17 protein-coding genes and 1 pseudogene are annotated in these 26,007 nt (G+C 64.9%); 1 reads left to right on the top strand and 17 read right to left on the bottom strand.

Annotated features, from left to right (window positions below; all coding sequences use genetic code 11):
• Positions 1–116 precede the first annotated feature (116 nt).
• The 13 genes and pseudogenes from AC07PZ_RS27960 to argA all read right to left on the bottom strand — a co-directional run bounded on the left by AC07PZ_RS27960 (position 117) and on the right by argA (position 18,924).
• On the bottom strand, positions 117–4,139 hold the full coding sequence (locus AC07PZ_RS27960) for an AAA family ATPase (RefSeq protein WP_495298433.1): 4,023 nt from the start codon (positions 4,137–4,139) through the stop codon (positions 117–119).
• Between the two features lie 331 nt (positions 4,140–4,470).
• A complete protein-coding gene (locus AC07PZ_RS27955) occupies positions 4,471–4,611 on the bottom strand; it encodes a hypothetical protein (protein WP_495298432.1) in 141 nt (46 codons plus the stop codon).
• Between the two features lie 278 nt (positions 4,612–4,889).
• On the bottom strand, positions 4,890–6,221 hold the full coding sequence (locus tag AC07PZ_RS27950) for a tyrosine-type recombinase/integrase (protein WP_495298431.1): 1,332 nt from the start codon (positions 6,219–6,221) through the stop codon (positions 4,890–4,892).
• Positions 6,222–6,778: 557 nt separating this feature from the next.
• On the bottom strand, positions 6,779–7,009 hold the full coding sequence (locus tag AC07PZ_RS27945) for a hypothetical protein (protein ID WP_495298430.1): 231 nt from the start codon (positions 7,007–7,009) through the stop codon (positions 6,779–6,781).
• A gap of 815 nt (positions 7,010–7,824) precedes the next feature.
• A pseudogene (locus AC07PZ_RS27940) lies at positions 7,825–8,313 on the bottom strand (hypothetical protein); the annotation flags it as partial.
• A 37-nt stretch (positions 8,314–8,350) separates the two neighbouring features.
• Positions 8,351–10,375, bottom strand: coding sequence for a ribosomal protection-like ABC-F family protein (abc-f, locus tag AC07PZ_RS27935; RefSeq protein WP_495298429.1), 2,025 nt, complete (start codon positions 10,373–10,375; stop codon positions 8,351–8,353).
• Positions 10,372–12,183 (bottom strand): M14 family zinc carboxypeptidase, encoded by a 1,812-nt coding sequence (locus AC07PZ_RS27930; RefSeq protein ID WP_495298428.1) that lies wholly within the window; start codon positions 12,181–12,183, stop codon positions 10,372–10,374. Before AC07PZ_RS27930 ends, abc-f begins: the two co-directional genes overlap by 4 nt.
• Positions 12,184–12,187: 4 nt before the next feature.
• The gene (prmB, locus tag AC07PZ_RS27925; RefSeq protein WP_495298427.1) at positions 12,188–13,087 is read right to left on the bottom strand and encodes a 50S ribosomal protein L3 N(5)-glutamine methyltransferase; all 900 of its coding nucleotides are present in this window, start codon (positions 13,085–13,087) and stop codon (positions 12,188–12,190) included.
• Positions 13,084–14,253: a succinyl-diaminopimelate desuccinylase gene (gene dapE, locus AC07PZ_RS27920; protein WP_495298426.1), complete on the bottom strand. Its 1,170-nt coding sequence runs from the start codon at positions 14,251–14,253 to the stop codon at positions 13,084–13,086. Before dapE ends, prmB begins: the two co-directional genes overlap by 4 nt.
• Positions 14,254–14,261: 8 nt before the next feature.
• On the bottom strand, positions 14,262–15,407 hold the full coding sequence (locus tag AC07PZ_RS27915) for a PilT/PilU family type 4a pilus ATPase (protein ID WP_495298425.1): 1,146 nt from the start codon (positions 15,405–15,407) through the stop codon (positions 14,262–14,264).
• Positions 15,408–15,420: 13 nt separating this feature from the next.
• Positions 15,421–16,245, bottom strand: coding sequence for a 2,3,4,5-tetrahydropyridine-2,6-dicarboxylate N-succinyltransferase (gene dapD / locus AC07PZ_RS27910; protein ID WP_495298424.1), 825 nt, complete (start codon positions 16,243–16,245; stop codon positions 15,421–15,423).
• A gap of 53 nt (positions 16,246–16,298) precedes the next feature.
• Positions 16,299–17,504 carry a succinyldiaminopimelate transaminase gene (gene dapC, locus AC07PZ_RS27905; RefSeq protein WP_495298423.1) on the bottom strand — a complete coding sequence of 402 codons (1,206 nt, stop codon included), beginning with the start codon at positions 17,502–17,504 and terminating at the stop codon, positions 16,299–16,301.
• Positions 17,505–17,574: 70 nt separating this feature from the next.
• Entirely contained in the window at positions 17,575–18,924 is a 1,350-nt protein-coding gene (argA, locus tag AC07PZ_RS27900) for an amino-acid N-acetyltransferase (protein WP_495298422.1), read from the bottom strand.
• Between the two features lie 181 nt (positions 18,925–19,105).
• Between argA and hrpA the strand changes: the two genes are divergently transcribed.
• Entirely contained in the window at positions 19,106–23,068 is a 3,963-nt protein-coding gene (hrpA, locus tag AC07PZ_RS27895; protein WP_495298421.1) for an ATP-dependent RNA helicase HrpA, read from the top strand.
• An 85-nt stretch (positions 23,069–23,153) separates the two neighbouring features.
• Here hrpA and AC07PZ_RS27890 read toward each other — a convergent pair whose 3' ends face one another.
• The 4 genes from AC07PZ_RS27890 to AC07PZ_RS27875 all read right to left on the bottom strand — a co-directional run bounded on the left by AC07PZ_RS27890 (position 23,154) and on the right by AC07PZ_RS27875 (position 26,003).
• The gene (locus AC07PZ_RS27890) at positions 23,154–23,306 is read right to left on the bottom strand and encodes a DUF3309 family protein (protein ID WP_495298420.1); all 153 of its coding nucleotides are present in this window, start codon (positions 23,304–23,306) and stop codon (positions 23,154–23,156) included.
• Positions 23,307–23,412: 106 nt separating this feature from the next.
• The gene (locus AC07PZ_RS27885; protein WP_495298419.1) at positions 23,413–24,585 is read right to left on the bottom strand and encodes a pyridoxal phosphate-dependent aminotransferase; all 1,173 of its coding nucleotides are present in this window, start codon (positions 24,583–24,585) and stop codon (positions 23,413–23,415) included.
• Positions 24,586–24,628: 43 nt separating this feature from the next.
• Positions 24,629–25,570 (bottom strand): CysB family HTH-type transcriptional regulator, encoded by a 942-nt coding sequence (locus AC07PZ_RS27880; RefSeq protein WP_495298418.1) that lies wholly within the window; start codon positions 25,568–25,570, stop codon positions 24,629–24,631.
• 70 nt (positions 25,571–25,640) lie between these two features.
• Complete coding sequence (locus tag AC07PZ_RS27875; RefSeq protein ID WP_495298417.1) at positions 25,641–26,003, bottom strand: sirohydrochlorin chelatase; 363 nt, start codon at positions 26,001–26,003, stop codon at positions 25,641–25,643.
• Between the last annotated feature and the right edge of the window lie 4 nt (positions 26,004–26,007).

The raw sequence follows: 26,007 nt of genomic DNA, 5'->3' as shown, positions 1-26,007 counted from the left end.
TGCAGCGTCGGGCGTTTTGATGCGCGGACAATGTCGAACGAACACACCGTCACTAAGTCGGCAAGAGGTCTGCATGTCTCGTTGTGAAGAAGGTCCCACACCGGATGTACTCCGCCTCAGAGTAGCTTGAGAGCGTCACCGGGATTGATGCCAGTGATGCTGCAGCCCACCGTGAGCACTTCCTTTAGCCCAGCTTCCCCTGCGCGGACTTGGCGTACCGTTTGCGTGACGGTCGAAAGAGCAACCGATGGCATCGAGAACTGCGCGGGCAGCCTGGTCTGCTGGTTGAGCCGCTCAACAAGGAAACGAGCGACAGGTGCGTCGATACTGCGCGCAAAGAAAAGCGTCATGCCCAAGCGCACTGCAGCCACTATCCGGAGCGACGCAACCACCAGTGAGCGGGCTTGCACGTCATCGGAATGGCAAACGCGCACGGCCGCGCCAAAGTTGACGACTTGGTCTCGGCTGACAAACTGGATGACCTCGACTGCGGCGGCGTTCGGCGCCATAGTGAGGCCGGCCTGGAGACGCTCCAAGATAAGCACGATATCGACCTTTTTCGCATCGCGAGCCTTGGCGTCCCAGCGCTCCAGCAGTTGGTTCGGCTCACCCGAGGCAAGAAGGAGACCGACCGCCAGCATGCCAGGCAGCAGTTCCTCTGCCATGACGGTCGCAGTACCCGACGCTGCACGCTGCGCATTGAGTTCGGCAGTAACGTTGGACATGCCCGCGACGTAGCGGAAAAAGGCTGGCGACGTACCCCCTACAAGCTCGCGCAGCAACAGCGATTTCGTCCCAACGTACCGCGTCAAAAGGTCATCGCCTCGCACTAAGACGGAGACGCGCTCGAACATCGCACTTGACGCGTCACGCCAGTGAGCCTCGAGGAATGCGACCTGAGCTTGAAGGACTCCAACCCGCATGGATTGACCAGGGGTCGACTCCTCAACGGCTAGTCCAGGCTGGCTCGCGCGGCCAAAGGAAATCACAAAAGGCTTGCCACCGGGAAGCAGTCTGCTGGGGTTCTCGAAAAGCTGTGCCGTGGCGTTTCCGGCCTGGAGAATGGCTTCCCAGCGCTTGTCGCCTTCGGCCCACGCCTCAGGCGGAAGCAGCAGCACGGCATCGGTCAGAAGCGCGCTGCAGCGCCGAAGCTGTCCTGCCCGCAACGCGCAGTACGACGCATCGAAGAGAAGGCCGACGCGGGTCGGTACAAACCCGTCATTCTGCTGCCTAGCGCCTTGCTCGAAGAACAGCGAGGCGCGGTCAAACTGCGCCAGCTTTGCGGCCGAGATTGCAGCCCGCCGGAAGGCAAACGGGTCGGTGATAGCCTGCGAGCCGAAGCGAGTGATGGTTGCATCCCACGCCGACAATGCTGACCCGTGGTCATTGGACTGTCCCATTAAATTGATGCGCTGTTCCTCGATGACGGCACTCGGACCAAAGAGGTCTGTAACCCGGTCAAGGACAGCGAATCCGCCGGGCAAGTCACCAGCGTACTCGCTCAACACAATCGACTTCGCACGTGCGACCTGTGCTCCGTATAGCGGAAGTTTGCAGACTTCGCAGACGGCAAGCGCTTGGTCGAACACCTCGAGCCATGGTGACCAGTCGGGGCTGTCCTTATTGGCTTCCGCGACCCACCCGGTATGTACGAACGCGCCGAGGTCACGAACGTGCGGCCAATCGAGCATCTCATCGAACTGGTCCGCGAGCGCCTGGTTCAACGGATTGGAGAGAAATGCCAGGAGGTCGTTGAAATCACGCAGCGTTCGCACTCCACCGGCACGCAGTGACAAGAAAAACTGAAATGTCGTTGCGCTCTGAGGGAAAGCGAACCCAGGCAGGGCCGGCATGGCCTTCATGTTCGCGACACCGCTAGCTATTAAAGATGCTGCGGGCTGCTGCGTTTGCACAGCACTTGAGACGGCGTCGAGCACCACTTCCATCGGGAGCGCGACATGCTTGCTCAGTACCGTCATGTCATACATGACACGATTGAATGTCCACCGCACATCGGAAACACGCGGTCCAATTTCGTCACGCCACGCGCGTGCGAACTCGGCGAGACGCGGCGGGTCTTCAACTTCCGCGACAAGGAACTGGAGATGCCGCAACGAAGGCATCGCGGCCTGCAGCGCGGCCTGCACCGGACCGCTATCGAAGCTAACATGCAACACCCAGGAGCAGTGCGAGAAGACCAGTCTTTGGACCTCAGCATTTGCTGTTGCAATCTTCTGAACGCTGAACAGAAAGCGTTGCGCGTCCAGCGCTATGAACGCATGAAAGACCAGTGCGCCAGCGTCATTCGGTGCGATTGACCCGCAAGCAGAAATGGAGTCGAAGAGCTTGGCATGGACGGCGCGATGCTGTTTCACGGTCCATGTTACGTTGACTTCGCCGCGAAGAATCTGAGTTACGCGATAACGCCCGTTGCCAAGTTCTTCGAGCCAGCGCCCCGTCAACGTGGACAGTACTGCCTGCGTTCCGGTGAGCTTAGGCGGGAGTCCGGCAAGGTTGAGCAGCATCTCGCGGGTTGGCGCCACCATGAATTCGCCGGCCTCGAGCGCAAACTGACTCGCCTCGGCGCTCACTGACGAGTCCAGCAGTTCGCGCGCCATCTGCTTGGCCGACCGCGTCCCGGGTGAAGGTGTGACGAACATCGAGAGCTCGAGCGCAGGCCAACCCAGGTCGCGAAGTTCGACCAGCCGGACGTGCACGAGCGCAGGGTGGCCACCCGACTGAACGGCGATGAGCTGGCCCCACGCGTTCGCAAGGTGCTGGCTGCGGCAATTGAAGTCTACGCAGTGCTCCGCAATCTCAGGCTGTGGCATCGCGGGCACAACGACAACATCTACGCCCCATGAGGTCGCCACCTCTTGCTCGAGCGCCTCGGTGTGCCCTTGCGCCGTGAAGAGCAGTGCGACACCTGCGACTCTCGCGCGGTGAACGAGTTGCCGCAGGCTCGCGGCGTAGACGCGTCGGGCGTTCGCTGACGTATCGAGGTCGTCTAGGATCAGCAAGGACGGGCCATCAGACCTGTCAATCGTGAGTGCGAGCAGCCGCAGCGTGTCCGACGTGGCAGCCGGCGTTCTCCCTGAAAGCTCAGTCCAGCTCGCATCGAGGCCGGTGTCGCGCGCGACAACCTGCGCAATCGTCGTCTTGCCTTTGAACACTGAGCCGACAAGAAGTACTGCGTCACGGCGGATGACGCGCTCAGAGACGGCGTCCACCAGCGCCTGGCGGCGAAGAAGCGCTCGCGGAGGACTGGGTGGCGTCCCCTGCAGAAGTGCCAAGTTCGCGAAGTTTGCCTGTAGCGAAGACAACTGCGCGGCCACCACTAGCAGCCCACCCGCGCTGTTCATGGGCATCTCGAGCGTGATCGTCGTTGCCTTCTCGACTTGCAGCCACAGCGAAGTCTTGTCGAGCTTGCGCTCGTCCGGTGAGGGCTTGAGTACCTGCTTCCAGCAGTGGGCCAAGAGCTCGTTCTTGACCGTGCGTGCGGCGCTCCGGGGCTGTTTGGCCAAGACGAGCGCATCGCCGATTCGCTCTAGAACAGCTTTCTCCACGAGCTCCACGTCCGGCTGACCAGTCAGCCAGGTGAACCGCTGGAGCAGTCTCGTCTGCAGGTCGCGCACGGTCGCAGACGTCAGAAATGCCCGAATGGGCTGGGTGTCCTCGAGGCTTGCGAGCAACTGCTTTCTGACGGCCTCCGCCATCACGGGGTCGAACGCGGCTTTCCCCCACGCCTCGATGCCAGGCAAGCCGCCGAACCGGGCGTCGCGCTCCTTCGCGATGCTCGACGTCGTCAGGTAGACGAACTTGACCTGACGGTCCGGAGAGCGTTCCGCGGTTGCCCAGAAATTCCGAATGGCGTCGCGCACGTTCTGCGTATTCAGAGACACACCATCCTCGGTTCGCTTGACTTGCACCGTCGTGGTGTCGGAAGAGCTCACGCGGTCGATGTCCTCGGCGCCCTCGAGGAACAGCACCTCATCGTCCGCCAGCATCACCCAACTCTCGATAGACCGCCAGATTTGATAGTCGTACCCGCCCATCGCGCCTAGGGCTTCGCGTTGCGGGGTGCGAGGGAGCGGCTCGAGCGGGGTTCTTGCTCGTGGTTGCGGTGAAGGGTCGCTCATGGCGGCGGTCACTTTTGGCCGTGGTTCGCGCAGAGTCCCGAAGGCCCGCAGAGACGGTGCTTCAAAAGGCCCAGGCTCCCAAGGAATTCTGGCGCGCGCTCGCTGCGGTCAAAGGTCATGATGGCTGCACATTCTGCGGCCGCAAAGAGAGCTTGACATGGAATTCGAAGTGGCCGCCGCCGGCCACTCGGCCATGTTATTGAAGAGTGAAGCATGCCGTTGGGGGCGCACGGCTGAACCGCAAGCGCCCCAGGCATAGAACGCAAGCTCGTCGTTCGTGTAGACGTCTGAGTGCTCCCCGGCCCGTGTATCTCGTGCGCGCGTACAGGCTTCATGGCTTCGAGCGGAATAACTCTTTCCAGGGCGCGAGCGACTCGGCCGAACTCGCGGCCCAACCTTCAAACTCCTCGCCCCGAAGCAAGACCACGAAACGGTCAGCGACCGCCACCGCATGCGCGATTTCGTCAACCATGTTGGATTGTGCCGGACCAGTGGTCAGTGCGCACGCGCTTCGGACGTCCGGGATTGGCCGGATTCTGCGCTACACCCAAAACGTCGGGCTCTGGCCAAGGCGAGGGAACCCCGCAGCTGTCTGCCAGATCGGCTTCGCGTCAGGGCGTCTGGTCATTTACTGTGCGTAGTCGATGGGAAAAAGCTCACATTTCAAGATGTTTGCACATGACCCGATGGACAAAGTTATTGTGTAGTCGTTGCTACGGATAAAAATCTAGGTTCGCGAACTATGCACACCTAAATTCGCTCGAGCGAGTTGCCAGTGGAAGCGGCCTTGGAGAAAGGAGTGCGCTGTTCCAGCAGCCTCCAGAGCGTCTCCAGTGCTTTGCGCTTCTCAGTCATGTAGTCGTGCCCGTCATAGTGACGCGCCTGCACGCCGGCGAGGCCGTGCGACTGCAGGCGGCCCCGAATCTCCATCGACACGCCGACGCTCGCCAGCAGCGTTTCGACGCCTGAGCGAATGCGTTTGGCTTGGAAATCCTTGATGTTCTCGCCGGCCGCTTCCACGGCCCAGTGGCTTAGCGAAGTCGCCGCGACATGCGTCTGGCCGCCGTCGGTAGATAGCGCGAATTCACCCGCCGGCTTGCATTCGGTCAGTGCCTTCTTGGCCTCCTTGACCAACGGTAGCGTGTGTGGACGTGGGGGGCGTCCGGGTCGCCCTTTGCCGTCGTGCAGCAGGATGGAGTCGTCGGTGATATTGGCTGTTTCCAGATTGACCAGTTGTTCGATGCGCTGGCCGCCGGTGAGCAAGTGCAGGCGCAGCAATGCTCCTTTGAAGCCGGGCAATGGCTTGATGAGGTTCCAGTAGGTGCGCAGCTCTGCCGCACTCATGGGGCGTTTGTCGGGGCGGTTCTGCGATTCGTCAGGCTCGGTTTCCGCTACGGGGTTGCCGGTGATCGCGTAATTCTTGAAGGCCGCAGGGATACTGGGCTTCAGGCGGGCAGCCTTGGCTGTCTGGAAAGCAGCGCGCGCGTAGCTGCGGAGTTTGTTCGCAGTGCGGCCTTTCCCGGCATTGATCAGTCTGCGCATCATGTCGGCAAACTGCTCACCAGTCACGTCCTTCGCTGGTAAGGCAGCAACCTTGGGCCAGGCCTCTTTCACATGCAGCTTGAAGATGCTGCGCGCATCGCTGTGCGAACGCCGACCCAGCGCCTGCAGGTGATCGCAATAGGCGGTGAGCAGGTGGTCCAGGGTATTTGATTCGGCCTGCCGCTTGGCTTCGGCGGCCAAACGCCTGGCCTCGCGCTGCGCAGCCAGGACCGCAGGCCGTCCACCTTCATCGCGGTGCTGGTGATGCTCGAGCGCCAACGATTCGGCCGCGCGCGTAGCGGCTGCTATGGAATAGCCGATCGCGGTGGGCGTAACACCCCGCGGTGGTGCCGCCGAGTCATACAGGCCAATAGAGACTCTCTCACTCGCCGTGCCAATGCTGTAGCGCCAATAGAAGGCGACGACGCCCGTCCGCTGCCGCCGTGCCTGTAATGCGCCCAGCGGGCTGATCTTGCAAAGGGTCTTGAAGACACCTGAGGGAAGATCGTTGATGGCTTGACCAGGGGTTTTGGTTGCCATGTTTCCGACTCCGTTGCGAGCCCAGTGCCCGACTTATGGACTCCGTTTGCGAAAATCCGTTGCCAGATCGTTGCCAGAATTTCTCGAGATGGCCTCGAACGCATACGGACTAATATGGACTGACAAATGTTTAAAATCAATCACTTATGTGATGTTGCCAGTTTACAGATGTTCGCAGAAATCCGGAAATTTGGGACTTTTAATCCGTTTGTCGTGGGTTCGACCCCCGCACGTCCCACCATCCTCTGTCTAGGTTTGCTGCTATAGATTCAATAGCGGTATCCCATCTTTATTCCCGCGATGGGAATACTCCATCCTTAGATCTCTTGCGCTGCGCAACTCCGTGCGGTCGTCAAGGCTTGCCTTTGCGCGCTCATCGCTGGCGTGCCATCAGTGCAAATTTGCGCACTGCAGCCTTCTGGATTTTCAAATGAATCTCGCACGGGCGGCCTCATGGGCCAATCTGTGTCTATAAGCAGATCCAGCAAACCACCCCGTGCTGAGAAAGTCGGCGTCGATGCGAACGGCGTGAGTGCCGCTGCATGCAAGTGCTCGACTCAGGCGGCTGTCGAAAATGCGAGGGTCAGCGATTCACGGCTGATGGGTGTGCTCGACGACGATGACGGCTGCGCTGCGGCCGATTGCTCCATGTCTTCGTTCTGGCTGCAGATGCCGGCGATGCGGATGAGGCCGAGGAAGCAGAGGGCTGTCATCGATGCGCCGGTTGCGGCGAGTGCCAAGAAGAGATGAGTCATGAATTCCTCCGATGTTCTGTGGGTGATTGCCATGAACAACGAGGGAGGCGACGAATTGGCGTACAGGGTTTTTCTGGGTATTTTTGTATTTTGTGAAAAAGTGCGCACACCGCCGACATGTCTCGGCCGGCGGTCTTCTTGTGGTCACGTCAGGCCCACCGTCGAGCGCCTGCCGCGGGCTCACCTTGGGAGTTCTGCCGCAGGTGTGTCGGTGCGGAAAGGCGTCAGTCCGCGCCCCGCTCGAACCGATCCGCCGCTTCAGCGCAAGTCTGGAGCGAGCGGCCGCCGATGCGCCTGGTCGAACGGATCAACTCTCGAAATAGTCCCGGAGTGCGTTGACCACGCGATTGCGCGGCAGCAGTTGTCGTCGATTGCACGACGCACACACATACAAAGCCCTGGTGAAAAACACCTTCATCCACAGAGTGCGGGGGCGACGAACCAAGTATCGGATTCCGCACCGGCACTGAAACAGACTGACCATCGTGATCTTTATTGCATGACATGCGGCGCTTTGCCGATGCAACATGATGGCACAAAAATGTGACAAATATCACAAAAAAAACGCCCATCTAGTTATTTTGATGAATTGACGGACTTGGAGAAAATGAATAGGAAAGGAGATTTTTAGCGCACGACTCCATGGCCGAAGATGCGATGCAATCTTCCGCTTTCACGATGGCTGAGCTTGCTTGGCCTTGCTCAGCGGTTCCCGGCTGTGTGCTTTTCTGGCAGGTACGCTCTCAGCCCCGGCGTATCCGGGTGAGCAGGCGTTTCAGTCCAAAGGCGGAAGGAGCAGGTGAGCGCTCTTCGATGCGCGTGCCGGCCTCTGGGAGAGTGGTGCGCTCGGGCTCGGGAAGCGCATGCTGCACTGCCTTGGCCACACGGACGCAATCCTTGATGTGCAGTTCGCCCAGTGCACGCAATGCGGCGTAGCCGAGCGTCGCCGAGATCGCCTGGCCGGCGATCGGTACGTACTTGGTCGCCTGCTTGGCCGTGAGGCGCACGCCGGCATGGCGAGCGAGGGTGATCAGCAGATCGCGCGTGACCAGCCGGCCGACGAGCAACGCACCGACGGTCGAGGCGGCCTTCTGGATGCGTTCCCGCTTCTGCGGTGCCAGATGCTCGATTTGCGTTACCGACAGGCCGAACTCCGCGCTGATCTGTGGAATGAGCCGTGAGAGCAGGGCGGCATCGGCGGCCCAGTCGAGCCCCGGGAGCGGTACGGCGCTGGCCGCTGCCGCCAGCAGCGCCTTGCGGGCGATCAGGCTGCGGCTGCGCTGGATGGCGGCGATCAGTGCCGCGTCGCCTTCTGCCAGATCTAGCGTTGAAGGCACGTGGCGTTCCTTGCTTGGATCGGCATTGGCTTAGCGCTCAGGCCGTCAACGTTTCGAGTTGCCCGGAGAGTGTCAGCCAGCGCTCTTCGAGTCGCGAGATCTCGTCGTTGACGAGCTTCAGCCGCTTGCCGGCTTCGGCGATTTCTGCGGCGGCGAGTGCCTGCGTCAGGCGGGTCTCGAGTTGCGACTTCTCGGTGCCCGCGGCGGCGAGCCGTTCATCGACTTGCGCCAACTCGCGCTTGAGCGGCTTTTGCTGCTCGCTGCGCTGCTGGCGGCTCTGCGCGTCCTGCTTGCGCTGGTCGCGACCGGCCGGGGCGGAAGGCTCTGCCGACGGCGCAGGTGCCGGCGCCGGCGTGGTCACCGCTGGTGCAGCGACTGCCGTACTCGCCGCACTCTTGATCGCTTCCTTGGCTTCCTCGCGAAGCCGCTTGGCTTCGTCGAGCAGGTAGCGCTGGTAGTCGTCGAGGTCGCCGTCGAAGTCCTTGACCACGCCGCGGCCGACGAGCCAGAACTCGTCGCAGACCGAACGCAGCAGGGCGCGGTCGTGGCTGACCAGCATCAGCGTGCCTTCGAATTCGTTGAGTGCGACGGCCAGCGCCTCGCGCGTGGCGAGGTCCAGGTGGTTGGTTGGTTCGTCCAGCAACAGCAGGTTGGGGCGTTGCCAGACCATCATGGCGAGCACCAGCCGCGCTTTTTCGCCGCCGCTCATCGTGCCGACCGGCTGCTTCACCATGTCACCGTTGAAGTTGAAGCTGCCGAGGAAGCCCCGCAGCGCCTGCTCACCCGTCGGCTCCTTGGCCGCCGCACCGAGTTCACGCGCCATGCGCACCATGTGCTCGAGCGGCGTGTCCTGCGGGCGCAGCACGTCGAGTTCCTGCTGCGCGAAGTAGCCGATGTTCAGGCCCTTGCCTTCGGTCACGTCGCCCGCGAGCGCGCCCATTTCGCGCGCAATGGTCTTCACCAGCGTCGACTTGCCCTGGCCGTTGGCGCCCAGGATGCCGATGCGCTGACCGGCCAGCACCGAGCGGTTGACGCCGCGCAGGATGGTCTTCGGCTCCGCGTCCTCGGCCGCGTAGCCGAAGCTCGCATTGCTGATCGACAGCATCGGATTCGGGATGTTGCCCGGCTCCTTGAATTCGAAAGTGAAATCGGCTTCCGCCAGCAGCGGCGCGACCTTCTCCATGCGTTCGAGTGCCTTGACCCGGCTCTGCGCCTGCTTGGCCTTGCTGGCCTTGGCCTTGAAGCGGTCGATGAACTTCTGCAGATGGGCGATCTTTTCCTGCTGCTTGCCGAACGCGGCCTGCTGCTGCTCCATGTGCAGCGCGCGCATTTCCTCGAACTTGCTGTAGTTGCCGCCGTAGCGCAGGAGCTTGGCGTGCTCGATGTGCAGCGTGACCGTGGTGACTGCGTCGAGGAACTCGCGGTCATGGCTGATCACGATCATCGTGCCGGCGTACTTCTGCAGCCACGATTCGAGCCAAACGAGGGCGTCCAGGTCCAAGTGGTTGGTCGGTTCGTCGAGCAGCAGCAGGTCGCTCGGGCACATCAGCGCGCGAGCGAGCTGCAGACGCATGCGCCAACCGCCGGAGAAGCTGTTGACCGGCTGGTCGAGCTCGTGGCTCTTGAAGCCGAGGCCGAGGATCAGTGCCTGCGCGCGTGGCAGCGCATCGTGCTCGCCCGCATCGGCGAGGTCGGTGTAGGCGTGGGCCAGCGCCATGCCGGTGTCCGCGTCGTCCGGATTGGCTTCGTAGCGGGCTTCCACCTGGGCGAGTGCCTCGCGCAGCTCGGTCAGCCGCGTGTCGCCGCCGACCACGAACTCGCTGGCCGACTCGTCGGTCTCGGGCATGTTCTGCGCGACCTGCGCCATGCGCCATTGCTTCGGCTTCGAGAAGTCGCCGCCATCCTCGTGCAGCGTGCCGTTGAAGAGTGCGAACAGCGTCGACTTGCCGGCGCCGTTGCGTCCCACGAGGCCGACGCGCTCGGTCGGGTTGATGACGACGCTGGCGCCGTCCAGAAGGACTTTGGCGCTGCGGCGCAGGATGACGTTCTTGAGGGTGATCATGGATTCGGCGAAAGGTGGCGCATGCCGTCGACTGCGGCCAATGCTGCGGCGGCCTGGGCGTCGTGCGCAAAGACAAAGGGGGCGCCGTAGATCGTTTCGTCGGGAAACTCGGTGATCAACGTCAGGGCTGCGGTGTCCTGACGATCGACTTCGCTGATCATGCAGGCCGTGCCGTGGATGACTTCGAATGGCAGATCGCCGGCGTGCACATTGTAGCCGGCGAGCTGTTTTCGATTGAACTCCATCAGGGCTTGCGAGCTTGCCAATTCGAGGCAGACATGCTCGGCCAGCCGCCGTGCGCGGTCGCCCCAGCCGGCGTGGTGGCGAACGATCAGGAAGAAGCCCTTCGGCACGGTCCATAACGCAAAGCCACGTGGGATGTAGCCGCTCATCGGGCGCGTCCACTCGTGCGCGGGATAGCCATGCAGGTTGACGTGCAGATCGGCGCCCGACAGCCGGAGCGCCTCCTGGCGCGCCTCGCGTTCGAAGAACGGCGCTGCGTCGCGGAACTCGACGTCGTCGCCCAGCGCCGTGTAGCGCGCGGCGTGGTGCATGTGGCGCGGCGCAGGCACGCACAATTCCTGGTGCAGTGCGTAGCCGTCGGGGTTCTCGAGCGGCATCACCGCGAAGTGCGCATCCGGTCGATCGGCCAGCACCTGCGCGGCGCGCAGCGCGCCGACGACGCCCGAAGTCTCGTTCGCGTGCTGGCCACCGCTGATCAGGACCGCTGGGCCGCTGCCCTGGTGGTAGACGCCGTCCACCGACCGGCCCTGGCGGCTCGTCGCGGCGAAGCGCAGTCCCGGCCGACCATGGCGGCTGGCGATGCGGTCCAAGGCCGCAGCCACGCGCGTCGGCGTGAGCGGCGCGGTCGTGTCCGTCAGCGCGGCCGGGTCGTCCAGCGTCGAGTCCCTTCGGACCTGCTCGTCCGCCGCCGGGTACGGCCGCGTTGCAATACGCAGCCGCACCGCGCCGTCGCTCTGTCGCACGTCCGGCACGATCTGGCCCGGCTGCAGGCGGCGGTCGCCGGCCGGCCGGCCGCTTCGGCGCTGAAACAACTCCATCAACGTGAAGTAAAGGTCTTCGTGCAGCGCCTCATGGCTGTTGATCCAGCCGGATTCTTCGGGTGGCGCAAAGGCGATGCCGGGCAAGTCGGCGCGCAGGTCCAGCCGTTCGAAATACGGCTCGCTGGCAGACCAGTCATGCGCCAGAACGGCATCGATCGCGAGGCGGAACAATGCCTCGTGCTCCGACTCGTGCGGGCCGTCGGACTCGACAGTCGTGCCTTGCCGCACGCGCAGCCACGCGGTCGGCGACAGCAGCGTTTCGCCCAGCGCATCGGCATGGACACGGTTCGGCGCGAAGACGGTGTCATGGCGTCGACCGCCGTCTTCCCATTCGAGGTCGATCTCGTAGTGCGGCTGCGTCTCGGCGGACGGCATCGGCACGAGGTCGAACTCGATGCCGGCCAGCATGTCGGCGAGCGGATAAGCCTCCAGCGCGAAGCGCCGTGCCGGCGCCGTCGGATGCACCGGATAGCGCACCGCGACGCGGCGCAAGCCCCGCAGCTCGACGTCTTCCAGGAAATGGTGCACCAGCGGCTTGTAGGCGCTGCGCAGATGGGCCTTGATGCCTGCGCTGGCAAGCCGTTGCTCGGCTGCCCGGCGTGCCCCGACACTTTCGTACAGCCAGCCTTCGACCGTGCTGCCAGGTGCCGGCGGGCGCGTGGTCAGCGCATCGATCCACTGGTCGAGCGTGCGCGGCAGCGCCACGTCCAGAAGCACGCACGGCGGGGGCATCGTCGGCGTCATGGATTCAAGGCGTGAAGGCCGGTGATGCGGGGTCGGCACGCGTCAGGACGTCACGGGTCAGCAGCAGGACCTGGTCCTCGCCGGCCGAGGTTTCGAGCCAGATCGCTTCGAGCGTCGGGAAGGCCGTCTCGAAGTGGTCGCGCTCGTTGCCGATCTCCAGGACCAGCACCGCGGTTTCGCTCATCACGGCCGGCGCGGCGCGCAGCAGGTTGCGCACGAAGTCCATGCCGTCGGTTCCGCCGGCGAGCGCCAGTGTGGGCTCCGCCAGGTATTCGGCCGGCAGCGCCGCCATGCTTCCGGCGTTGACGTACGGCGGATTGCACAGGATCAGGTCCCAGGGGCCCGGCAAAGCCGACAGGCCGTCCGATTCGACCAGCGTGATGCGCGCGTCGAGCTGATGGCGCGCCACGTTGATGGCCGCCACTTCGAGCGCTTCGGTCGAGATGTCGGCCGCGGTGACCTGCACGTCCGGGTAGGTCATGGCCGCCAGGACGGCGAGGCTGCCGTTGCCGGTGCACAGGTCGAGCACCTGGCGTGTGTGCTCGCCGAGCCAGTGATCGATGCTGCCGTCGGCCAGCAGTTCGGCGATGAAGCTGCGCGGCACGATCGCGCGCTCGTCGACATAGAAGGACACGCCCTGCAGCCAGGCCTCCTTGGTGAGGTAGGCGGCAGGCTTGCGGGTCTCGATGCGGGTGTCGATCAACGCCGCGACCCGCGCCACGTCGGCCGGCGACACCGGCCGGTCGGCGGCGGCATCGATATCGTCGATCGGCAGCCGCAACTGCCAGAGCACGAGCCAGGCGGCTTCGTCGAAGGCGTTGCCGGTGCCATGGCCGAAGGCGACGCCGGCGTCCGCCAGCCGGCTTGCGCTGGCTTCGATCAGTTCGATGACTGTGCTTTTCATGATGACAACCCCGCTTCCAGTCCTTCGAGCGTGCGCCGGTAGATGTTCTTCAGCGGCTCGATGTCCGCCACCGCGATGTGCTCGTCGATCTTGTGGATGCTCGCGTTCACCGGGCCGAGCTCGATCACCTGCTTGCAGATCTTCGCTATGAAGCGCGCGTCGCTGGTGCCGCCGCTGGTCGACAGCTCGGTGTCGATGCCGGTTTCCGCGCGGATCGCCTGCTGCACCGCTTCGACCAGCTCGGCCGGCTGCGTGAGAAAGGGCAGGCCGCCGATGGTCCAGGCCAGGGTGTAGTCGAGTCCGTGCGCGTCGAGCACCGTCTGCACGCGCTGCTGCAGCGCCGCGGGCGTCGATTCGGTCGAGAAACGGAAGTTGAAGTCGATCGTCGCCGAGCCCGGGATCACGTTGCTCGCGCCGGTGCCCGAATGGAAGTTGCTGATCTGCCAACTGGTCGGCTGGAAGAAGGCATTGCCCGCGTCCCAGCCGCCGGCGGCATTGATGGCGACCAGTTCGGCCAGCGCCGGCGCGAAGGCATGCACCGGATTCCTGGCCAGATGCGGGTAGGCGATGTGGCCCTGCACGCCCTTCACCGTGAGCTTGCCGCTCATGGTGCCGCGACGGCCGTTCTTGATCATGTCGCCGCAGCGCTCGACCGATGTCGGCTCGCCGACGATGCAGTAGTCGATGGTCTCGTTGCGCGCGGCCAGCGTGTTGCAGACGATCACGGTGCCGTCCACGCCCGGGCCTTCTTCGTCGCTGGTCAGCAGCAGCGCGAGCGTGAGCGCCGGATCGGAGTGCACCGCGAGGAATTCCTCGATGGCGACGACGAAGGCGGCCAGCGAGGTCTTCATGTCGCAGGCGCCACGGCCATAGAGGCGGCCATCGCGATGGGTCGGCACGAACGGATGGCTGGTCCATTGCTCGACCGGGCCGGTCGGGACGACGTCGGTGTGGCCGGCAAAGGCGATGGTCTTGCCACCGGGGCGGCCCGGGCGCACGGCCCAGAGGTTGGTCACGCGGAAATCGGCCGGTCCGCTTTCGATGGTTTCGAGCGTGAAGCCGAGCGGTGCCAGGCGTTCGCCGAGCAGCGCCTGGCAGCCCGCATCGTCGGGCGTCACGGAGGGGCGCGACATCAGTTGTTCGGCAAGCAGCAGGGTGCGGGACATGGAAAAGCCTAGAAATGCACGTCGAGCGTGATGTCGGTGAAGGTCGGCGCCTCGATCGGCGCAAACACGCTGCGCTCTTCGGTGGTCACCTTGGCGTCGCGGTTCTGCAGGCGCCAGAGAAGGTTGGTGGGCGAGTCGGCCTGCGCCAGGCCCTCGTCGCGCGTGATCCGCTCGTCGACGACGAGTCGGGCGATCGCTTCCTCGAAGGTCTGCGAGCCCTCGGCCATCGACTGTTCCATCGCGTCCTTGATGGCGGCGAAATCGCCTTTTTCCATCAGCTCGGCAATGCCTGCGGTGTTCAGCAGGATCTCGAGTGCCGGTACGCGACCGCCGCGCGGCGTGCGCAGAAGCCGTTGCGCGACGACTGCGCGCAGTGCGCCGCCCAGGTCGCTCAGCAGCGTGTGGCGCACCTCGACCGGATAGAAGCCGAGGATGCGGTTGAGCGCGCGATGGCTGTTGCTGGCGTGCAGCGTGGCCACGCACAGATGGCCGGATTGCGCATAGGCGATGGCGGCGCTCATGGTGTCGCGGTCGCGGATCTCGCCGATGTGGATCACGTCAGGGGCCTGGCGCAGCGCGTTCTTCAGGGCGACCTCGAGCGACGCCGTGTCGCTGCCCACGTCGCGCTGGTTCACCACCGACTTCCGGTTGGTGAAGGTGAACTCGATCGGCTCCTCGATCGTGAGGATGTGCCCGCTCGCATGGGCGTTGCGGTGGTCCAGCATCGAGGCGAGCGTGGTGCTCTTGCCGGCGCCAGCGCCGCCGACCATCAGGATCAGTCCGCGTTTTTCCATGATCAGCGTCTTCAGCACGTCGGGCAGGCCGAGCGTGTCGAAGGGCGGAATGGTCGGCGCGATATGGCGCACCACCACGGCATAGCTGCCGCGCTGGCGCATCGCGCTGATGCGGAAGTTGCCGGCGTCGTCCAGACGGATTGCCATGTTGAGTTCGCCCGTGTCCTGCAGCTCGGCGATACGGCTGGCGTCGACCACCTCGGCGAGCAGCGCGAGCGGCGCGTCGGCCGGCAGTACCTGCGCATTGACTTGCCGGCAATCGCCGTCGATGCGGATCAGCACGGGCGAATTCGCAGACAGGTAGATGTCGGACGCATCACGCTCCGCCATCAGGCGAAGGATGCGTTCCATCGTGCCCATCTGCGCGCTCCGGTCAGTCGCGCAGCAGGTCGTTCAGGCTGGTGGTCGAGCGGGTCTTGGCGTCGACCTTCTTCATGATGATGGCTGCGTAGGTGCTGTACTTGCCGCCCGGCTTGGGCAGGTTGCCGGCCACGACCACCGAGCCGGCAGGCACGCGGCCGTAGCTGACGGTGTCGGTCGCGCGGTCGTAGATCGGCGTGCTCTGGCCGATGAACACGCCCATCGACAGCACCGAGTTCTCTTCGATCACCACGCCCTCGACCACTTCGGAGCGGGCGCCGATGAAGCAGTTGTCCTCGATGATGGTCGGGCCGGCCTGCAGCGGCTCGAGCACCCCGCCGATGCCGACGCCGCCCGACAGGTGGACGTTGGCGCCGATCTGCGCGCAGGAACCGACGGTGGCCCAGGTGTCGACCATCGTGCCTTCGCCCACGTAGGCGCCGATGTTCACGTACGAAGGCATCAGGATCGCGCCCTTGGCGATGTAGCTGCCGCGGCGTGCGACGGCCGGCGGCACGATGCGCACGCCGGATTCCTTGAGCTCATCGGCCGACAGGTGCGAGAACTTGGTCGGCACCTTGTCGTAGAAGCCCAGCGCGCCGGCCTGGATCTGCTCGTTGTCCTTCAGTCGGAACGACAGCAGAACGGCCTTCTTGATCCACTGGTGCACGGTCCACTGGCCGACCGACTCGCGGGTGGCGACGCGCAGCTTGCCGCTGTTGAGTTCGGTGATCACGTGATCGACGGCGTCGCGCACTTCGGCTGGTGCCTTGGCGGGCGAAATGCTGGCGCGGTCTTCCCACGCGGCGTCGATGATCTGCTGGAGTTGTTGGGTCATTGGAGCGGTCTCTGGATGAAAAGGGGGCTGAAGCAGGAGCGGACAGGGCGGGCTCAGCGGCCTTGCCGGACGAACTGCACGATGCGCTGAGCGGCTTCGAGGCATTCGTCCGTTTCGGCAACGAGGGCCATGCGGATGCGGCCGCGGCCGGGGTTGCCGCCCTGCGCGTCGCGGGCCAGATAACTGCCCGGCAACACCGTCACATTGTATTGAGCGTAGAGCGCGCGGGCGAAGGCGGGGTCATCGCCCTGCCAGGCTTCGGGGATGCCGGCCCAGAGGTAGAAACTGGCGTCCGGCAGACGGACGTCGAGCACTTCCTCGAGCAACGGCGTCACGGCGGCGAACTTGGCACGGTACTGGGCGCGGTTGTCCGCCACGTGCTGCTCGTCGCCCCAGGCCGCGATGCTGGCGGCCGCCACCGCGCCGCTCATCGCACTGCCGTGGTAGGTGCGGTACAGCAGGAAGTTCTTGATGATGCGGGCATCGCCGGCCACGAAGCCGCTGCGCAGGCCCGGCACGTTGCTGCGCTTGGACAGCGAGGTCAGCGAGATCAGGTTGCGGAAGTCGCTTCGGCCGAGCCTGGCTGCAGCTTCGAGTCCGCTGAGCGGCGGCTCTTCGCGGAAATAGATCTCGCTGTAGCACTCGTCGGACGCGATCACGAAGCCGTGGCGGTCCGACAGCGCGAACAGCTTCTGCCATTCGTCGAGCGGCATGACGGCCCCCGTCGGGTTGCCGGGCGAGCAGACGAACACCAACTGCGTGCGCGCCCAGACATCTTCCGGCACGCTGTCCCAGTCGACCGCGAAATTGCGCGACGCCACGCTCGGCGCGTAGTACACGTCGGCACCGGCCAGCAGTGCCGCACCTTCGTAGATTTGATAGAACGGATTGGGCGACACCACGATCGGCGCCGGATTCACGCTGGGGTCGATCAGCGTCTGTGCCAGCGCGAACAGCGCCTCGCGCGAGCCGTTGACCGGCAACACCTGCGTGGCCGGATCGAGCGCCAGGCCGTAGCGCGTCTGCAGCCAGCCGGTGAAGGCGGCGCGCAGCTTGGGTTCGCCCGCCGTGGCCGGGTAGGCCGCGAGGGCACCGAGTCCGGCGCTCAGCGCTTCCTTGATGAAGGGCGGCGTCGGATGCTTGGGTTCGCCGATGCCCAGGCTGATCGGGCGGTGGTCGGTGCTGGGCGTGACGCCCGCGAAGAGTTGCCGCAGCCGTTCGAAAGGATAGGGCTGCAGACGGGCGAGCAGGGGATTCATGGCGCAGGATTATCCGTGAGACAGGCCGATGCGCCGCCGGCCGGTGCGCCGGCGCCTTGCAGCGCGTGGATCAGCTCAGCTTCTTGACCAGCACCTGGCTCTTGCGGTCCCAGTTGTATTTCTTCTTGCGTGCGTCGGGCAGCCAGTCCGGGTCGACCGGGACGAAGCCGCGCTTGATGAACCAGTGCATGGTGCGCGTCGTCAGCACGAAGATGCTCTGCAGCCCCATGGCGCGGGCGCGCTGCTCGATGCGCTTGAGCATGCGCTCGCCGTCGCCCTGGGACTGGGAATGCGGCGACACGGTCAGCGCGGCCATCTCGGCCGTGCGCGCTTCAGGGTACGGATAGAGCGCCGCACAGCCGAAGATCACGCCGTCGTGCTCGATCACCGTGTAGTGATCGACGTCGCGCTCGATCTCGGTGCGGTCGCGCTTGACCAGCGTGCCGTCGCGCTCGAAGGGCTCGATCAGTTGCAGGATGCCGCCGATGTCGTCGGCCGTCGCCTCGCGCAGCGATTCGAGCTTCTCGTCGATCACCATCGTGCCGATGCCGTCGTGCACGTAGACCTCGAGCAGCAACGCGCCATCGACCGCGAAGGGCAGGATGTGGTTGCGCTCCACGCCGGCCTCGCAGGCCTTCACGCAATGCTGCAGATAGAAAGCGGTGTCGGTCGGCCGCTGCGCCGGAGGCAGGGTGGCGAGCAGCTTCTTGGCGGCATCGAGCGGCAGTTCGGTGTCGATCGGGTTGTCTTCGCTCTCCGGCAGTTCGCTGTCGATGCGGATGCCCGGCGTCTCGGTCAGGAAGATCAGCTTGTCGGCCTGGATCGAGATCGCCACGCTGGTGGCGACTTCTTCCATCGTCAGATTGAAAGCCTCGCCGGTCGGCGAGAAGCCGAAGGGCGACATCAGCACCATGGCGCCGAAGTCCAGCGTCTGCCGGATGCCGGCGGCGTCCACCTTGCGCACCAGGCCCGAATGCTTGAAGTCGACGCCGTCGATCACGCCCACCGGCCGCGCCGTGATGAAGTTGCCGGAGATCATGCGCACCGTCGAGCCAGCCATCGGCGTGTTCGGCAGGCCCTGGCTGAAGGCGGCCTCGATTTCGTAGCGCAGCTGGCCCGCCGCCTCCTGCGCCGAGTCGAGCGCCACCGCGTCGGTGATCCGCATGCCGTGCGAGTATTTCGCCTCATGGCCCTTGGCGCGAAGTTGCTCGTTCACCTGTGGGCGGAAGCCATGCACCAGCACCACTTTCACGCCCATCGACTGGATGAGCGCCAGGTCCTGCGCGATGTTCTGCAGCTTGCCCGCCGCGATCGCCTCACCCGCCAGGCCGACCACGAAGGTCTTGCCACGGTGCGTGTGGATGTAGGGTGCGACCGAGCGGAACCAGGGGACGAAGGTGAAGTTGAAGACGGCGGACATGCGGGCGTGGGAGGCGTTTGAATAGGACCGGCGCCATGCCGGAAACGCAGGATTCTCGACGAAAACCGTGTCAGGCCGTCGATGGATCCTGCCACGTCCCGCCGTCGCCGGCGGCGTCCGCGCCCGTCGATGCCCCTCGCTGCGGGCTGCGTCCGGGACGGCTGGGATAATCGACAGGTTCATGAGTGCCTCTCCCCCCTCCACGTCGCCGGTTCGCGCGACCCCGGCTCCGGCCGCGCCAGTCCGCCCGCCATTGACCATCGAATTCCCCGAGTCGCTGCCCGTCTCTGCGCGGCGCGACGAGATCGCCGCCGCCATCGAAGCGAATCAGGTGGTGATCGTCTGCGGCGAAACCGGCTCCGGCAAGACCACGCAGCTCCCCAAGATTGCGCTGCAGCTCGGCCGCGGCAAGCTCAACGCGCCGCCGGGCAAGGGCCGGCTGATCGGCCACACGCAGCCGCGGCGGATCGCGGCAAGCTCGGTCGCCAAGCGCATCGCGGAGGAGCTGAAGACGCCATTGGGCGACGTGGTCGGCTACAAGGTCCGCTTCCAGGACCGGCTGAGCCGCGACGCCTCGGTCAAGCTGATGACCGACGGCATCCTGCTGGCCGAGACGCAGACCGATCCGCTGCTCAAGGCCTACGACACGATCATCATCGACGAGGCCCACGAGCGCTCGCTGAACATCGATTTCCTGCTGGGCTACCTGCGCGAGATCCTGCCGCGCCGCCCCGACCTGAAGGTCATCGTGACGTCCGCGACGATCGATGCCGACCGCTTCGCCACGCATTTCGCGTCGCGCAACGGACCCGCGCCGATCATCTATGTTTCGGGCCGCACCTTCCCGGTGGAACAGCGCTACCGGCCGTTCGAAGAATCACGCGATTACGACCTGAACGACGCGATCGCCGACGGTGTCGACGAGCTCTGGCGCGATCCGCACAACGCGGGCGACATCCTGGTCTTCCTGCCGGGCGAGCGCGAGATCCGCGAGGCGGCGGACCATCTGCGCAAGCATCTGTCGCAACAGCCGATCTACCGCAACGCCGAGGTGCTGCCGCTGTTCGCGCGGCTGTCGCCGGCCGAGCAGGACCGCATCTTCGAAGGCCACACCGGCCGGCGCGTGGTGTTGGCCACCAACGTGGCGGAGACTTCGCTGACGGTGCCCGGCACGCGCTACGTGATCGACACCGGCACGGCGCGCGTCAAGCGCTATTCGTTCCGCAGCAAGGTCGAGCAATTGCTGGTGGAGCCGATCAGCCAGGCGGCGGCCAACCAGCGCGCCGGCCGTTGCGGCCGCGTGGCCAACGGTATCTGCATCCGGCTCTACGACGAAAAGGACTTTCAGGGGCGTCCGCGCTTCACCGATCCTGAAATCCTGCGCTCGTCGCTGGCCGGCGTGATCCTGCGGATGAAGTCGCTGCGCCTGGGCGACGTCGAGCAGTTCCCGTTTCTGGAGCCGCCGCAGCGTCGCGCGATCGCCGACGGCTACCAGTTGCTGAACGAGCTGGGCGCGGTGGACGACAACAACGAGCTGACGGCCACCGGCGCCGAACTCGCGCGCCTGCCGCTGGACCCGCGCGTCGGCCGGATGATCCTGGAGGCGCGCGCGCGTGGTGCGCTGGACGAAGTGCTGGTGATCGCCAGCGCATTGAGCGTGCAGGACGTGCGCGACCGGCCGATGGACCTGCAGCAACAGGCGGACCAGGCGCACGCGAAGTTCGATGACGAGAAGAGCGAATTCACCGGCTATCTTCGGCTGTGGAAATGGGTGCAGGACTCGCGCGGCGGACACGACAACACGCACAAGCTCACGAATCGGCAGCACGAGCAGTTGCTTCGCCAGAACTTCATCAACATGCGCCGCGTGCGCGAGTGGCGCGACATCCATTCGCAGTTGCTCACGGTCGTCAACGAGCACAAGTGGCGCATCAACAGCGAGCCTGCGGGTTACGAGCCCTTGCACCTGTCGATGCTGGCCGGGCTGTTGGGCAACATCGGCTGGAAGATGGAAGACCCGTCGACCGGGCCGGGGCAGGGCGGTTCGCCGGGTGGCGGGCGCAACTCGGAATACCTGGGCGCGCGCGGCATCAAGTTCTTTCCGCATCCGGGCGCCCATCTGAAGAAGAAGCCGGGCCGGTGGATCGTGGCGGCGGAACTGGTCGAGACCACGCGCCTGTTCGGCCGCGGCATCGCCAACATCGAGCCGCAGTGGCTCGAGGACCTTGGCGGCCATCTGCTGAAGAAGCAACTGCTCGATCCGCATTGGGAAAAGAAGGGTGCGCAGGTCACGGCGCTGGAGCGTGCAACGCTTTATGGCCTGGTCGTCTACAGCGGCCGGCGTGTCGACTTCACGCGGGTCGACCCGGTCGCGGCGCGCGAGATCTTCATCCGCGAAGCGCTGGTCGGCAACCAGTGGGAAAGCAAGCTCCCGTTCCTGGCGGCCAACCGCAAGCTGATCAAGGAAGTCGAAGGGCTCGAGCACAAGTCGCGCCGGCAGGACGTGCTGGTCGACGACGAGCTGATCTATGCGTTCTACGACGCACAACTGCCGGCCGATGTGGCCAGCGGCGCGTCGTTCGAGCACTGGTACAAGGAAACGTCGCGCGGGCAGCCGCGGCTGCTCTTCCTGTCGCGCGACGAGCTGATGCGGCATCAGGCCGCGGGCATCACCACCCAGTCCTTTCCGGCCACCGTGCGGCTGGGCGGTGTGGATTGCGCCGCGACCTACCTGCACGAGCCCGGCGACCCGCGCGACGGCCTGACCGTCACGGTGCCGCTGTTCGTGCTCAACCAGGTCAACGAGGAGCGCTGCGAATGGCTCGTGCAGGGCATGCTCAAGGACAAGATCCAGGCCTTGCTCAAGAGCCTGCCGCAGCGGCCGCGCTCGCGGCTGGTGCCCTTGCCCGAATCTGCGTCCAGGCTCGCTGAGGAGCTGGCCGAGCCCGAAGTCTTCGGTACGGGCTCGCTGACCGACGTGCTGCTCAAGCGCGTACGCGACCAGACCAGCATCGACGTGAAACGCGCCGACTTCAAGCTCGACATGCTGCCGCCGCATCTGTTCATGAACCTGCGGGTGGTCGACGAACACGGGCGTCAGCTGGGCACCGGCCGCAATCTGGGGGCGCTCAAGGCGGAACTCGGCTCGCAGGCGCGGGGTGCGTTCCAGGCGCTGGCGGGGCTGAATCTCAAGGCTTCAGCGCCGGCCGGCGACAAGCAGGCGGCCGCCGTACCCGGTGCCGTGGGTCGCCAGGCCGCTGCCGTGGCCGAGCCCGCGACGCCATCCTTGCCGGCAGGCCAGCGCTACACCGCATGGACCTTCGGCGAGCTTCCCGAGTTGATGGAAGTGCGCCGTGGCGCGCAATCCTTGATCGGCTTTCCGGCGCTCATCGACCAGGGCGACGCGGTGACGATCGAGGTTTTCGACGAGCCTGCGGTTGCGGCGGCCAAGCACCGCGCAGGGCTGCGCCGCCTGTTCGCGCTGCAGCTCAAGGACGCACTGAAGTACCTCGAAAAGAACATCCCCGATCTGCAGAAGATGGCTGTGGCCTACATGCCGCTGGGCACGTCGGAGGAACTGCGCGCGCAGATCGTCGACGTGGCGCTCGACCGCGCCTTCCTCCAGGAACCGCTGCCGGCCGATGAATTCGCCTTCAAGCGCCGCGTGGACGAGGGCCGTGGCCGGCTCACGCTGATCGCCAACGAGGTGGCTCGTCTGGCCGCCGCGATCCTCACGGACTATGCGGTGGCCGCGCGGAAGATCAAGGACACGAAGATTCAGCCCGACGCGACGGCCGATGCGGCGCAGCAGCTGCAGCGACTGATCGGCAAGCGCTTCATCGCCGATGCGCCGTGGACGCAGCTGCAGCACTTCTCGCGGTATTTGAAGGCGATCACGGCACGGCTGGACAAGCTGCGCGCCGACCCGGCGCGGGACGCCGCGAAGCTGGCCGAATTGCGCCCGCAGGACCAGCGTTACTGGCGCCTGGTGGCCGAACGCAAGGGCGTGGTGGACGACCGCATGCTCGAGTTCCGCTGGCTGCTGGAAGAGCTGCGCGTGAGCTTCTTCGCACAGGAGCTGCGCACGCCGCAGCCCGTGAGCGTGAAGCGGCTCGACAAGGCCTGGGCTCAGTTGCAGGCCTGACGCAGGCGAGGGCGAGCCGGAAAACCGATGGACGTGAAAAAGCCCGCCGAAGCGGGCTTTTTCGTTTCTCAGGCTGCGATCAGCGTCATATGCGACCCATGACCAGCAGCACGATCACGATCACCAGGACCAGACCCAGACCGCCGCTCGGGCCATAGCCCCAGCTTCGGCTGTGGCCCCATGTCGGCAAGACGCCGATCAGCAACAGAATCAGGATGACCAGCAGAATCAACGACATGAACTTCTCCTAAAGGCTTGGATGAAGACTCATGCTCGCTGCTGTTGGCGCTCCCGTCGCGGGGACGGCGGCGCCTGCGTCGGTCAGGCCAAACCGACGCCGGATGTCAGAGCTTCGCCAGCCGGTCGAGCGCGGTCTGCAGCGTTTCGTCCTTCTTCGCGAAGCAGAAACGCACCACGCGCTGGTCGAAGCCATCACCGTAGAACGCCGACAGCGGAATCGCCGCCACGCCGATCTCTTCGGTGAGCCAGAGGCAGAAGTCGGCCTCGCCCAGGTCGCTGACCGAGGTGATGTCGACGCACTGGAAGTACGTGCCGGCCGAAGGCAGCAGCTTGAGGCGCGTCTTCGCCAGACCGGCGGCGAACAGATCGCGCTTGCGCTGGTAGAACGCCGGCAGATCGAGGTACGGCGCCGGGTCGGCCATGTAGCTGGCGAGCGCGTGCTGCATCGGCGTGTTCACGGTGAACACATTGAACTGATGAACCTTGCGGAACTCCGCCGTGAGCGCTGCGGGCGCCGCAACGTAAGCGACCTTCCAGCCGGTCACGTGGTAGGTCTTGCCGAAGCTGCTCACGATGAAGCTGCGTGCCGCCAGGCCCGGAAAACGCGCTGCGCTTTCATGACGCTGTCCGTCGAACACCATGTGTTCGTAGACCTCGTCGCTGATCACGAGCACCTCGGTCGGGGCGAGGAGTTCTTCCAGCGTGCGCATTTCCGCTTCGGTCCAGACCGTGGCGCTCGGGTTGTGCGGACTGTTGACGATGATGGCGCGGGTGCGCGGCGTCAGCGCGGCGGCGATCTTGTCGAAGTCGGGCCGGAAGGTGCCGGGCGTGAGCGGCACGCGCACGACGGTGCCGCCTGCGAGTTCGATGTTCGGCACGTAGCTGTCGTAGCAGGGCTCGAGCACGATCACTTCATCGCCCGCACGGACCACCGCGAGGATCGCGGTGATGATCGCCTGCGTCGCGCCGGCCGTGATGGTGATCTCCGACGCGGCGCTGTAGCTGTGGCCGTACAACGCGTTGATCTTTGCCGCGACCGCATCGCGCAGCGCCGGGACGCCGGGCATCGGCGGGTACTGGTTGTGGCCAGCGGCCATCGCGACCGTGACGGCGTCGAGCAGCTTCGGGTCGCAATGGAAGTCCGGGAAGCCTTGGCCGAGGTTCACGGCATTCTTCTCGGCGGCCAGGGCCGACATCACGGTGAAGATGGTCGTTCCGACGGCGGGCAGCTTGGTGACGATGTCGGGCGTGCGAGGGGATGAGGTGGCGGTGCTCATGGTGGTCGTGGTTTCGGAAGGGCTGTCGCTGCGGCTCGGTGGCCTACAGCTCGTAATCCTGCTGATGGCCGCTCAGGGCCTTGGCGATGAGGTTGCGATCGAGCCGGTCGCTCAGCAACTCGGCGAACTTGAAGACGAAGTTGCGCAGGTAGGCGCTGCGCTTGAAGGCCACGCGCGCGATGTTGTGGCCGAAGATGTGGCCCATCGGCTTCACGACCAGATCGGCATTGGTGTCGTCGCGCACCGCCATCTCGGCCACGATGCCCACACCCAGCCCGAGGCGCACGTACGTCTTGATCACGTCGGAGTCGATCGCTTCGAGCGCGATGCGCGGGGTCAGCTTCTTGTTGGCGAAAGCATGGTCGATGCGCGTACGGCCGGTGAAGGACGGGTGGTACGTGATGATCGGCTCGTTCGCCAGCTCTTCGAGCGACACGCGCTCCTTGTTGGCCAGCGGATGTTCCTTCGGGAGCACCAGCACGTGCTGCCATTCGTAGCAGGGCAGCGTGACGAGCTCCGGATAGTCGGCCAGCGACTCGGTCGCGATGCCGATTTCGGCGATTTCATCGATCACCATCCGCGCGACCTGGTCCGGCGAACCCTGATGCAGGCTCACGTTGACCTTCGGATAGGCCTCGCGCAGCTTGGCGACCGGCACCGGCAGCACGTAGCGCGCCTGCGTGTGGGTGGTGGCGATCGACAGCGTGCCGCTGTCCTGGGCGCTGAACTGCTCGCCGATGCGTTTCAGGTTGCCGACCTCGCGCATGATCAGCTCGATGCTGGCGATCACGTGCTGGCCCGGCTCGGTCACGCGTTTCAGCCGCTTGCCGTGGCGCGCGAAGATCTCGACGCCCAGCTCTTCCTCGAGTTCGATGATCGCTTTCGACACGCCCGGCTGCGAGGTGTGGAGCGCTTTGGCCGCCTCGGTCAGGTTCAGGTTGCGCCGCACCGCTTCTTGAACGAACTTGAATTGATGAAGATTCATAACGAATTCCGTCTCATAACGACCTTCATTATGCATTCGATGTCTATCGAAATCGCAAAATCACCCGATTTCAGTCTTTGAGCGCAATGCGGGCGAGCAGGTCGATGACTTCGGGTTCTTCTCCCACAGCGGTTCCGAGCGAGAAGTCGACGAGCGGATTCGCGTGGCGCAAATCCGCCAGCAGCTGCGGAAGGTCTTCGCGCACGTGCTTGCCCATGCCCAGGAACAACGGCACCACGCGGATGCGACGTGCGCCGAGGGCAATGATCGTTTGTGCGGCGGTTGGCAGGTCGGGTGCGACCAGTTCGAGATAGGCGCAGGCGACGTGGATGGTCGCGTCCTGTGCCTGGATGCGGCGCGCCACGGCTTCGATCGGTTCGCGCCAGCGTGCATCGCGCGAGCCGTGTGCGAAGAGCAGGATGCCTCGGGTCATGCCG

The organism is Variovorax sp. GW821-FHT10B04 (assembly GCF_059415645.1).
This window is presented reverse-complemented; position numbering and strand designations above follow the sequence as displayed.